At 63.9% G+C, this 11,096-nt stretch carries 9 protein-coding genes and 1 tRNA gene; 6 read left to right on the forward strand and 4 right to left on the reverse strand.

All coding sequences use genetic code 11. From position 1 onward, the window contains the following. Window positions 1-124: 124 nt before the first annotated feature. The 3 genes from CH289_RS01445 (at window position 125) to CH289_RS01455 (ending at window position 1,800) form a co-directional block, all read left to right on the forward strand. Window positions 125-652: a DUF3558 domain-containing protein gene (locus CH289_RS01445; RefSeq protein WP_037183587.1), complete on the forward strand. Its 528-nt coding sequence runs from the start codon at window positions 125-127 to the stop codon at window positions 650-652. A gap of 24 nt (window positions 653-676) precedes the next feature. Continuing rightward, window positions 677-1,066 carry a hypothetical protein gene (locus CH289_RS01450; RefSeq protein WP_037183586.1) on the forward strand — a complete coding sequence of 130 codons (390 nt, stop codon included), beginning with the start codon at window positions 677-679 and terminating at the stop codon, window positions 1,064-1,066. 92 nt (window positions 1,067-1,158) lie between these two features. After that, window positions 1,159-1,800: a dihydrofolate reductase family protein gene (locus CH289_RS01455; RefSeq protein ID WP_094727066.1), complete on the forward strand. Its 642-nt coding sequence runs from the start codon at window positions 1,159-1,161 to the stop codon at window positions 1,798-1,800. A 151-nt stretch (window positions 1,801-1,951) separates the two neighbouring features. Here the strand turns inward: CH289_RS01455 and CH289_RS01460 are convergent, their stop codons facing one another. The 4 genes from CH289_RS01460 to CH289_RS01475 form a co-directional block, all read right to left on the reverse strand. Next, window positions 1,952-2,863 (reverse strand): nucleoside triphosphate pyrophosphohydrolase, encoded by a 912-nt coding sequence (locus CH289_RS01460; protein ID WP_037161433.1) that lies wholly within the window; start codon window positions 2,861-2,863, stop codon window positions 1,952-1,954. After that, on the reverse strand, window positions 2,863-6,501 hold the full coding sequence (gene mfd / locus CH289_RS01465) for a transcription-repair coupling factor (RefSeq protein WP_019664566.1): 3,639 nt from the start codon (window positions 6,499-6,501) through the stop codon (window positions 2,863-2,865). The genes CH289_RS01460 and mfd overlap by 1 nt, the downstream gene beginning before the upstream one ends. A gap of 95 nt (window positions 6,502-6,596) precedes the next feature. After that, window positions 6,597-7,235: a ScbR family autoregulator-binding transcription factor gene (locus CH289_RS01470; protein WP_019664565.1), complete on the reverse strand. Its 639-nt coding sequence runs from the start codon at window positions 7,233-7,235 to the stop codon at window positions 6,597-6,599. 189 nt (window positions 7,236-7,424) lie between these two features. Then, a complete protein-coding gene (locus tag CH289_RS01475) occupies window positions 7,425-8,051 on the reverse strand; it encodes a TetR/AcrR family transcriptional regulator (protein WP_094727068.1) in 627 nt (208 codons plus the stop codon). Window positions 8,052-8,284: 233 nt separating this feature from the next. On the opposite strand from CH289_RS01475, the gene CH289_RS01480 reads away from it, so the two are divergent. From CH289_RS01480 to CH289_RS01490, 3 genes are all read left to right on the forward strand, one after another. Further along, window positions 8,285-8,355 (forward strand) — tRNA-Gln (locus tag CH289_RS01480). Window positions 8,356-8,409: 54 nt separating this feature from the next. Next, window positions 8,410-9,894 carry a bifunctional UDP-N-acetylglucosamine diphosphorylase/glucosamine-1-phosphate N-acetyltransferase GlmU gene (gene glmU, locus CH289_RS01485; RefSeq protein WP_179276702.1) on the forward strand — a complete coding sequence of 495 codons (1,485 nt, stop codon included), beginning with the start codon at window positions 8,410-8,412 and terminating at the stop codon, window positions 9,892-9,894. Further along, the gene (locus CH289_RS01490; protein WP_019664562.1) at window positions 9,891-10,874 is read left to right on the forward strand and encodes a ribose-phosphate diphosphokinase; all 984 of its coding nucleotides are present in this window, start codon (window positions 9,891-9,893) and stop codon (window positions 10,872-10,874) included. Before glmU ends, CH289_RS01490 begins: the two co-directional genes overlap by 4 nt. Window positions 10,875-11,096: the final 222 nt, after the last annotated feature.

The raw sequence follows: 11,096 nt of genomic DNA on the forward strand, positions 1-11,096 counted from the left end.
ATGCGAGCAGACAGCGTGTGTGGCGCATCCAGGCCGCTCGACGAGAACGTCTCCTGCCGAAGTGGAACCGATCCGGCCTCGCGTGCGTCTAACCTGACGACGTGATTTCTGCGAGGGGGAGACTATGCGTAAGGCCTGTCTGACGGCGATCAGCGTCGCACTGCTGGTCGGCTGCTCCACCGACATCACCGGCAGCGCCGTCGCCGACTCCCCCTCCGACCAGACCTTCGACCCCTGCACCATCCCCGACACCACCATCACCGCCGCAGGCCTCGATCCAGCCTCCAAAGACTCCATGGCAGACAAGGGCTACACCACCCCGGGCTGGACCATTTGCGGGTGGGACTCGATCAGTGGGGAAGATTGGTACACATTCGATGTCTACTTCACCCCCGACTACGACCTCAACGATGTACGTGAAAACCCGCAGAACTCGGGATTCCAGAGCGTCGAGGTCACTGATCGAAATGCACTCGTCTACCAATCGAGAGTCACCGACACCGAGAATTCGTGCGAGATCGCTTTCGATACCGCGATTGGTCTCGCCCTGTTCAGCGCGTCACGCAAAGGGTCGTCGCAATCCTCGAGAGACCTGTGCGAAATCGTCGTTCGCCATACTCGTTCCATAAGTCCCGCCGTGCCGAAATCGTAGGATACTGCAACAGAGGAGATTCTGATGTCGCCTGAACACCCGATTGCACCTCGTCTTACCTACTGGCAGAGCTTGGCCATCGCCGCCGACAACGGTCAGCTGTACTTGGACGCCGATACCGCTAGGCAATGCAATCAGAGCTGTGTCAACTACCTCGACAGACTCGACCGACATCGAGCGACGGCGCGTCAATTAGGCAAGATCGATGGATACGGCGACTTCGAGATGGGCAAACAGTTTGCACAAATTCTGTCCGAGAAAGCCGTGGGCGGACAGAACAGCATGGTCGGTGTCATCGACAGCCACATTCAAGTGGTGAAGGAAATGCAGGCGGTGTTCCAGAAGTTCTTCGATCAGTACTCGGACACCGATACAGATAATGCATCCGACGTCGCGCAGACGTTCCCCAACTGATCCACCGGCCAGGCCTCGCCGCCGTCGGCGATGAAGTTTGCGCGGATGCCGGGTCTACACTCCGGAACGGCACCTTCGATGCGGGGAGACACATGGCACAGCTACTGCGGGTACAGAATTTCACCATCTCAGCCGACGGGGTCGCCGCAGGCATCGACCAGAGTCTCGAGAACCCGTTCGGTCTCGACCATCTGACGTTGATGAAGTGGTTCTTCGCCACGGCAAGTTTTCCGGGCAACGCCGGTTCCAGTGGGTCCCGGGGCTTGGACGACTACTTCGCCCGCGATTTCTCGAACAACATCGGCGCCGAGATCATGGGCCGGAACAAGTTCGGACCTCAACGCGGGCCGTGGACGGACCACGAATGGCAAGGGTGGTGGGGTGACGAACCGCCGTTCCACACCCCGGTGTTCGTACTCACGCACCACGAGCGCCCCTCGATCCAACTCTCAGACACAACGTTTCACTTCGTCGACAGCTCGCCGGCAGATGTGCTGGACAGAGCCAAGCAGGCAGCCGAGGGCAAGGACGTTCGACTCGGCGGCGGCGTCACCACGATCCGAGAGTTCTTGGACGTCGATCTCGTCGACGCACTGCACGTTGCTGTCGCGCCGATCGAGTTCGGGTCGGGCCTGAAACTATGGGAGTCACACGACGAACTCGACGACCGATTCGAGCACGAAACCATCCCCAGCCCCAGCGGCGTCGTGCACCACTTGCTCTGGCGTAAGTAGCCTCATCGCAGACGCACGCCCAGGTGCGCAGCATTGACCGAACGTCACATTCGCTCCGGAAAACCGGCCGACCAGCCCCTCATCGCTTGGATGTCACATTCATGCGTACCGGTAGCTAGCAGGGCCCATTCGTGCGCCAAAGGGGGCGGACCTACCGCCTACCCCAGTTCTCGATCCATTCGATGGCGGTGAGTTTGCCGGGGACTGCGCCGTGGACCTTGGCGGATTTTTCGGCGTCGCGGATACGGTCGGCGAAACGCAAGACGTTGCGTCGCAACAAGTCCTCGGCGCTTTCGCCCCCGTGACTGTGGTCGAGGCCGATGTGTACGACGCGAAGTTCGTCGGGAATCAGCTCGTCGGGCAGTCCCGCTTTGCTCGCCCGCGCGACGACTTTCTGGGCCAGTGCCAGTGCGGGTTGGGACAGTGCGACGCCGTCCAAGCAGGAACCGCGGGCTTTCTCGGCTGCCTTCTTCTCCTCCCACGCTTTCTCCTGCACAGCGATGTCGATCGGGCCGGTCGATCCGTCGTCGAGGTGCGGGGTTCGGTGAGTCAGCTTTCGTACAAGACCCGCTGCTACGTCGTCGACGTCGAATGCATTTTCCGACGCGTCCTGCGCGATCCGAGAATGAAACAGCACCTGCAGCAGGATGTCGCCGAGTTCCTCTTTCAGGTCGTCGAGGTTGCCGCTGTGGATCGCATCGAGAAGCTCGTACGTCTCTTCGAGCAGGTAACCGCTCAAGGACGCGTGTGTCTGCTGAGCTTCCCACCCACCGCGGACCCGAAGGCGGTCCATCAGAAGTACGGCAGCGATAAGGTCGTCACCAGGCAGCTTAGGCGACGAGATTACGCGGTCACCGCGCCGAATGCGCTGCTGCACATCCGGGTTCGACGGGTCGGTGCTGACGAGGACCTCGGCGGAGCCGTCGGCGTGCGCGGTACCCGAGAACAGCCACCGGGTGCGCACCGGAACCTCCTCGGTGAACTCGACGATTCCGTTGAGGAATTCCACGGCCTCGGCCGGGACCATCGTCGGGCGAACGGGATCCAGCAGCACTACCGTCATCACACCCCCACAGTCTGCTCCAGCAACACCGACCTGGACGGTTTACCGTCGAGTGACAGTATGAGGTCGGCGATGTACTGGACCAACTCGACGTCCCGCACTCGCGCAGCACCGACGCCGCCGCCTTCCACGCGAGGCAGGGGCGTCTGCACCACACCGGTGGTGGCGCGGTACGCAGCGTTGGGGTAGAGCCGCTTGAGTCGGATCTGCTTGGAATCGGGCAGATCCATCGGGGCCAGCTTGACCTGGGTGCCCGCGACGTTGACGTCCGTGAGCCCGTACTCCTTCGCGATCAAACGAAGCTTGGCGACGGACACCAGGCGTCCCACTTCCTCGGGAAGTGGGCCGTAGCGGTCGACGAGCTCGTCCAGCACCGCGTTGATCGAGTCGGAATCCGTTGCAGCAGCCAGCTTTCGGTACGCTTCGAGCCGCAACCGGTCGCTGGTGACGTAGTCCGGCGGAATGTGTGCGTCGACGGGCAGGTCGATGCGCACTTCCTTGGGCGCTTCGTCGGTGGAGATCGGTTTGCCGTCGGCGGCTGCCCGGTACGCTTCCACGGCTTCGCCGACCAACCGCACGTATAGATCGAATCCGACGCCGGCGACGTGGCCGGACTGTTCGGCGCCCAGAACGTTTCCGGCGCCGCGGATTTCGAGGTCTTTCATGGCGACGGCCATACCGGCACCGAGGTCGGAGTTCTGCGAGATGGTGGACAGCCTGTCGTAGGCAGTTTCGGTGAGCGGCTTCTCCGCCGGGTACAGGAAGTACGCGTAACCACGCTCGCGGCTACGTCCGACGCGTCCACGCAGCTGGTGCAGCTGAGACAGGCCGAGCGAATCACTGCGCTCGACGATCAGCGTGTTGGCGTTGGAGATGTCGAGACCCGTCTCGATGATGGTGGTACACACCAGCACGTCGGTTTCGCGTTCCCAGAAGCCCTGCACCGTGCGTTCGAGGGTCTCCTCGTTCATCTGGCCGTGCGCCGTGGTGACGCGCGCTTCCGGAACGAGATCACGAATTCGCTTCGCGGCCTTGTCGATCGAACTGACACGGTTGTGCACGAAGAACACTTGACCGTCGCGCAGCAGTTCGCGTCGAATCGCAGCCGCGACCTGCTTGTCGTTGTACGCGCCGACGTAGGTCAGAACCGGATGGCGCTCCTCGGGTGGCGTGAGGATGGTCGACATCTCACGAATCCCCGCGAGGCTCATCTCCAACGTACGAGGGATCGGAGTCGCGGACATCGTCAGCACGTCCACGTGGGTGCGGAGCGACTTGATGTGCTCCTTGTGCTCGACGCCGAACCGCTGTTCCTCGTCGACGACGATGAGGCCGAGGTCCTTCCACACGACACCCGTCTGCAACAGGCGGTGCGTGCCGACGACGACGTCGACGGTTCCGTCGGCCAGACCGGCCATGACCTCTTTCGACTCGGCGCCGTGGGTGAAGCGAGAGAGCCCCTTGACCGTCACGGGGAACGCGGCCATTCGTGCGGTGAACGTCTGCAGATGTTGCTGTGCCAGCAGTGTTGTCGGCACGAGTACCGCCACCTGCTTGCCGTCCTGAACTGCTTTGAACGCGGCGCGGACGGCGATTTCCGTCTTGCCGTAGCCGACGTCGCCGAGGATGACGCGGTCCATCGGAACCGCCTTCTCCATGTCCGCCTTGACGTCGGTGATCGCGGTCATCTGGTCCATGGTCTCGGTGAACCCGAACGCGTCTTCCATCTCACGCTGCCACGGGGTGTCCGGACCGAACGCGTGGCCCGGTGCCGCCTGACGCGCCGCGTACAACTGCACGAGCTCGCCGGCGATCTCACGAACCGCCTTGCGCGCCTTGCGTTTGGTGTTCGCCCAGTCCGATCCGCCGAGCTTGCTGAGCGACGGCAATTCGCCACCGACATAGCGCGAGAGCTGATCCAACGAATCCATCGGCACGAACAATCGGTCGCCGGGCTGACCGCGTTTGCTGGGTGCGTACTCGATGACGAGGTACTCGCGTCGTGCACCGCCGACGGTGCGCTCGATCATCTCCACGAATCGTCCGATGCCGTGCTGATCGTGCACGACGCTGTCGCCGGCCACGAGAGCGAGCGGATCGACTTGATTTCGCCTCTTCGCCGGTAGCTTTCGCCCTTCGGTGGCAGCGACGCGGTTTCCGGTGAGGTCGCTCTCGGTGACGACCACGAGCCGGGCGTCGGGCAGAATCAGTCCCTCGTTCAACGTGCCACACAGGACGCTGACGACGTCCGGCAACGGCTCGGACCCGGACTCGATATGTGCCGCAGGTACTTCCGCTTCGCCGAGTCGTTCGATGATGCGGTTGGCGGTGCCTGCACCGGCGACGGCGATGACCGCGCGCCCACCCGTCGAGACGTGTGCGCGGAGCATCGCGAACACACCGGCGAGCAACTCCTCGGAGCCACGGACCTCCGGGACCGACTCGACGACGAGTGCGACCTCGTCCTCGCTTCCGGACGCGAGAGGACTGATGGTCCACCACGGTCGTCCCAGCGCCTGTGCGGATTCACGAATCTGCCTGAGCGAGCGGTACGCCGACGCCCCGAGATCCAGGCTCACTCCGCCGAGACTGTCGGTGTTGACCGTCGACGCGTCGAGCGGAGCCGCTCCGCCGACCGACGCGGCCGTCCACGACGCTTCCAGGAACTCTTGGCCGGTACGGACCAGATCGGTTGCACGCGTGCGGATTCGCTCCGGATCACACAGCAGGACATGCGCGCCGTCGGGCAATACGTCGGCGAGCAGCTGGAGCTCACCGGGTTGCAGCAGCGGTAGCAGAGCCTCCATGCCTTCCACGGGAACACCCGCGGACAGCTTGTCCAGCATCTCGACCAACGCTGCGTCCGCCTGGTTGTCCGCAGCGAGCGCCGCCGCACGGTCACGGACGGTCTCGGTGAGAATCAGCTCACGACACGGCGGCGCGATGACCGACTGAATGTCGACGTCCGGGAGCGACCGCTGGTCCGCGACCGAGAAGGCGCGCAGCTCGGTGACCTCGTCGCCCCAGAATTCGACGCGAACGGGGTGATCGGCCGTCGGCGAGAAGATATCGAGAATACCGCCGCGAACGGCGAATTCACCGCGCTTACCGACCATGTCGACGCGCGTGTAGGCCAGTTCCACGAGGCGGTGGATGAGCCCGTCGAAGTCGATTTCGACGCCGACGCGCAAGCCGATGGGTTCGATCTCCCCCAGCCCCGGCGCCATCGGCTGCACGAGCGAGCGAACGGTGGTGACGATGACCTGAAGCGTCGGGCCGTAGTCCTTGTCGTCCGGCCGGGCCAGGCGTCGCAAAACCTCGAGCCGTCGGCCGACGGTGTCCGCACTCGGGGACAACCGCTCGTGCGGCAGTGTCTCCCACGACGGGAACTGAGCGACGGCGTCGCCGAGAATCTGTTTCAGTTCCGTCGTCAGATCGTCGGCCTCACGGCCGGTTGCGGTGACGACGAGGACCTGCGCTCGCTCGGCGATGGCGGATGCGACGAACGGCCGCACCGAATTGGGTGCGACGAGGGTGCGCTCCGCGGCTCCGACGGCGTCGCGCACGGCGGCGAGCGTGGAGTCCGACAGTGCGACGCGCGCGAGGCCCGACAGTGCAAGCGAAGAATCGGAAGACAACTGCGGGGCTCCTGAGCGAGATCGGCGCAATGGATATCGCGATCGATCCTACCGCCGACGTCGTGCGTCCTTTACATACGTCCAGCTACGGGCAACTAGTGCCGGATGACGCGCCGGGCCGCGAACTCACGGAAGTACTCGACCTTGCCCGCCGTCACGAGTGACGGAAGGAGGTAGTACCAGAGACGTTCCATCCGAGACGGAAGCTCCTCCGTGTTGCCTGTGGCGACGGCAACCATGTGCACGCCGGTGAGGATCTCGAGGACGAGAGCACCGATGGTCGCGGGGTCGGCATCAGCGGCGAGGTCACCTTGCTTGATCGCTTTGGCGGCCAGCGCGTTGAACGACTCGCTCCAGCCGGACATCACGTTGCCCTGGGTGCCCCGGTAGTCACCGATCTGGTGGCTGAGCCGCAGCATTGCCGACACCATCGGGTCACTCACCGACATGTCGACGACGATGTAGGAGATGCCGATGGCTGCTTCCAGCGCGGGGATACGGCCGTCGTTGAATTGCTGGCACGCCGCGATGAGCCGGCCGTTGCCCTCGTCGATGACCGCGCGAGCCAACTCTTCCTTCGACCCGAAGTGGAAGTAGAGGGCACCTTTGGTGACCTGGGACTGAGAGATGATCTCGCTGAGGCTCGCGTTCGCGTAGCCGAGCCGCAGAAAAACATTTGCGGCACCCGACAGCACGGTGTCGCGCGTGATCTCAGCGCGTGCCTGTCTGACCATTGGATCCGCCTTCGCAATACTCGACTGCCACTGCGCAAATTACGAGCGAACGGTACCACTCGGTGGCATTCTTACCTTGGTCAACGTGCAGATGGTCCGAACAACATACATGCGTCGCTGTGAAGTAGGTCTCATGGACGCAAATCAACCCTACCCGCTCTTTCACCGACACGTGGGGAAATACTCGGCTCATTCACCGGCCAGTAGGGGCGCGGCCTCCAAATTGGTGAGACCGTTCCAACACAGATTGACGACGTGCGCGGCGACGACTTCCTTCGACGGCTCCCTGACGTCGAGCCACCACTGAGCCGTCATGGACACCATCCCGACCAGCGCCTGCGCGTAGAGCGGCGCGAACCCGGCGTCGAAACCTCGACGGGTGAAGTCGCCGGCGAGGATGTGCCCGACCTGGCCCACCGCATCGTTCAGCAACGACGAGTACTTGCCGTCGGCAGCAGCGACCGGAGAGTCACGGACCAGGATGCGGAACCCGTCGGTTCGCTCCTCCACGTACGTCAGCAATGCGAGAGCAACCCGCTCGACCCTCACCCGCGATCGGTTCTGCGACAGCGACGAGGTGACCATGTGCAGCAGAGTCGACATCTCGCGGTCGACGATGACGGCGTAGAGACCTTCCTTGCCGCCGAAATGCTCGTAGACGACGGGCTTCGACACGTTCGCGCGGACCGCGATCTCCTCCACCGACGTCGCCTCGTACCCCCGCTCGGCGAACAAGGAGCGGCCGATCTCGATCAACTGTTCGCGACGCTGCGTGCCCGTCATCCGGACACGCGGCGCCTTCTCGGGCTCGGACATGGCGCACCTCCCTGTGATCTGGTCACTCCTGCCGGTTTCCCGGCGTCGAAACTTGGAGCTCCGGTCTCCCAGCGTCGAAACCCGAGCTTATGGGACGAATGACACCGATCGGCGGGAGCGGTTCGACCTCGGGCCACCCCGCATGCGAGACTCGTTGCGCTCGGCGGGAGCTTCGAGGCCAGTAGTCTGTCTTGTGCAGACACCGGCGACCGGAGAAACCGCTGGTGAAATGATCCGCCGTGGTGTAATGGCAGCACCTCTGATTTTGGTTCAGATAGTTCAGGTTCGAGTCCTGGCGGCGGAGCGAGAAACATTGCCCTGAAGATCCAGTTCAGCGATCGTCGCCCGAGGAGCCCCGTTGCCGTTGCATACCGCCGTGGTCGTTCTCGCAGCAGGTGCAGGCACCCGAATGCGATCCAAGACCCCGAAGGTTCTGCATCCGCTGGCCGGGCGGACGATGCTCGCGCACGCTCTGCACGCCGCCGCCGACCTCGGTCCCGACCACCTCGTCACCGTCGTCGGACACGACCGCGAGCGGGTCACCGAATCCGTCCTCGAACTGAGCGAGGAACTCGGACGCACCATCGTCACCACGGTGCAGGAACAGCAGCTGGGCACCGGCCACGCAGTGCAGTGCGGCCTCAGTGCACTTCCCGACGATTTCGAGGGAACCGTCCTCGTCACGGCAGCCGACGTCCCCCTCCTCGACGGACACACCCTCAAAGCCTTGCTCGACGAGCACCTGAGCGCGCCGCTTCCCGCAGCAGCGACGGTCCTGACGTTCGTGCCCGACGACGCCAACGGGTACGGCCGCATCGTCCGCGCCGACGACGATCAGGTCGCCGAGATCGTCGAACACGCCGACGCCACCCCCGCGCAGGTCCTGATCGACGAGGTCAACTCCGGCGTCTACGCGTTCGACGCGACCGCGTTGCGCGTCGCGCTCGGCAAGCTCAGTACGGCCAACGCGCAGCACGAGCTCTATCTCACCGACGTCGTCAAGATCAGCAAGAGCAGCGGCCTACCCGTGTACGGAACCCAGCTCGCCGACCCCGACCTGGTCATGGGCGTCAACGACCGCGTTCAGCTCGCCCACGTCACCGCCGTCCTCAACCGCCACATCGTCGAAAAGCACATGCGCGCGGGAGTCACCGTCGTCGATCCCGCGACCACCTGGATCGACATCGACGTCACCGTCGGTGCCGACGTTCGACTCGAGCCGGGTGTCCAGCTGCTCGGCAGCACCCACGTCGGCGAGGACGCCGTCATCGGACCCGACACGACTCTGCGCGACGTCGTCGTCGGCGAACGCGCATCCGTCGTACGTACGCAGGCAGACAAATCCACCATCGGGTCCGGCGCAACCGTCGGGCCCTTCGCCTACCTGCGCCCCGGATCGGACATCGGGGACAGCGCCAAGATCGGAACCTTCGTCGAGACCAAGAACTCGACCGTCGGCAACCACTCGAAAGTGCCGCACCTGACGTACGTCGGAGATGCGACCATCGGCGAACACTCCAACATCGGAGCATCGAGCGTGTTCGTCAACTACGACGGCGTCAACAAGAGCCGAACCGTAGTCGGATCCCACGTCCGCACCGGCTCGGACAACATGTTCGTCGCCCCCGTGCGAGTGGGCGACGGCGCGTACACCGGAGCAGGCACCGTGCTCCGCAACGATGTACCACCGGGGACGCTCGCTGTCTCCGCTGGTTCCCAGCGCAACATCGAAGGCTGGGTCGAGAAGAAGCGTCCAGGCACTGCCGCAGCAGACGCTGCAGCACGCGCTCTGGCGGCCGAATCGGCAAACGCGCAAAAATCAAAGGACGGCGAACAGCAGTGACCACCCCGAACTGGATCGACAACCAGAAGAACCTCATGCTCTTCTCGGGTCGAGCTCACCCCGAACTCGCACAGCAGGTTGCGAAGGAACTGGGGATCGAGGTAACCCCGCAGACCGCACGCGACTTCGCAAACGGCGAGATCTTCGTTCGCTTCGAGGAGTCGGTCCGAGGATCGGACGCCTTCGTCCTGCAGAGCCACCCCTTCCCGCTCAACACCTGGTTGATGGAACAGCTCATCATGATCGACGCGCTCAAGCGTGGATCGGCGAAGCGCATCACCGCGATCCTGCCGTTCTACCCGTACGCCCGCCAGGACAAGAAGCACCGCGGACGTGAGCCGATCTCCGCACGCCTCGTCGCCGACCTGCTCAAGACCGCAGGCGCTGACCGGATCATCACCGTCGACCTCCACACCGACCAGATCCAGGGCTTCTTCGACGGCCCCGTCGACCACATGCACGCACACAGCCAACTCGCCGATCACATCCGCGACAAGTACAGCCTCGAACACATCACCGTCGTCTCCCCCGACTCCGGCCGAGTCCGCGTCGCAGAGAAATGGGCCGACAGCTTCGACGGCGCACCCCTCGCCTTCATCCACAAGACCCGTGATCCACTGGTGCCCAACCAGGTCAAGTCCAACCGCGTCGTCGGTGACGTCGAAGGCCGCACCTGCATCCTGATCGACGACATGATCGACACCGGCGGCACCATCGCCGGCGCCGTCAAGGTCCTCAAGGAAGCCGGAGCAGGCGACGTCGTCATCGCCGCCACCCACGGCGTCCTCTCCGACCCCGCCGCCGAACGCCTCGCCAACTGCGGAGCCAAGGAAGTCGTCGTCACCAACACCCTCCCCATCACCGACGAGAAGCGATTCGACACCCTCACCGAGCTGTCCATCGCACCCCTCCTCGCCCGCACCATCCGCGAGGTCTTCGAAAACGGATCCGTCACAAGCCTGTTCAACGGCTCGGCCTAGGTCGTTCCGCAGGCTCCGGTGGTGTAGCTCCGCACATTCGGGAGCGAACGTGGCGTTCAGTCCGTCTGACGGACCGAACGCCACGTTCGCTCCAGATAGACGGTCCACCCAAGTGACCGAACGTCACGTTCGGTTTCTTTACACCCGCTCCGCAGACCCCTGATTCCTGGAAATGAGCTTCGTCACTTCGGTGATGGAAAGCGCAGTTCGGGAGGGAGGGGG

The organism is Rhodococcus sp. RS1C4, from assembly GCF_002258225.1.
Taxonomy (GTDB): Bacteria; Actinomycetota; Actinomycetes; order Mycobacteriales; family Mycobacteriaceae; genus Rhodococcoides; species Rhodococcoides fascians_E.

Coding starts and splice junctions, on each gene's coding strand:
- CH289_RS01445 (WP_037183587.1), top strand. CDS start 125: ATGCGTAAGGCCTGTCTGACGGCGATCAGCGTCGCACTGCTGGTCGGC.
- CH289_RS01450 (WP_037183586.1), top strand. CDS start 677: ATGTCGCCTGAACACCCGATTGCACCTCGTCTTACCTACTGGCAGAGC.
- CH289_RS01455 (WP_094727066.1), top strand. CDS start 1,159: ATGGCACAGCTACTGCGGGTACAGAATTTCACCATCTCAGCCGACGGG.
- CH289_RS01460 (WP_037161433.1), bottom strand. CDS start 2,863: ATGACGGTAGTGCTGCTGGATCCCGTTCGCCCGACGATGGTCCCGGCC.
- CH289_RS01470 (WP_019664565.1), bottom strand. CDS start 7,235: ATGGTCAGACAGGCACGCGCTGAGATCACGCGCGACACCGTGCTGTCG.
- CH289_RS01475 (WP_094727068.1), bottom strand. CDS start 8,051: ATGTCCGAGCCCGAGAAGGCGCCGCGTGTCCGGATGACGGGCACGCAG.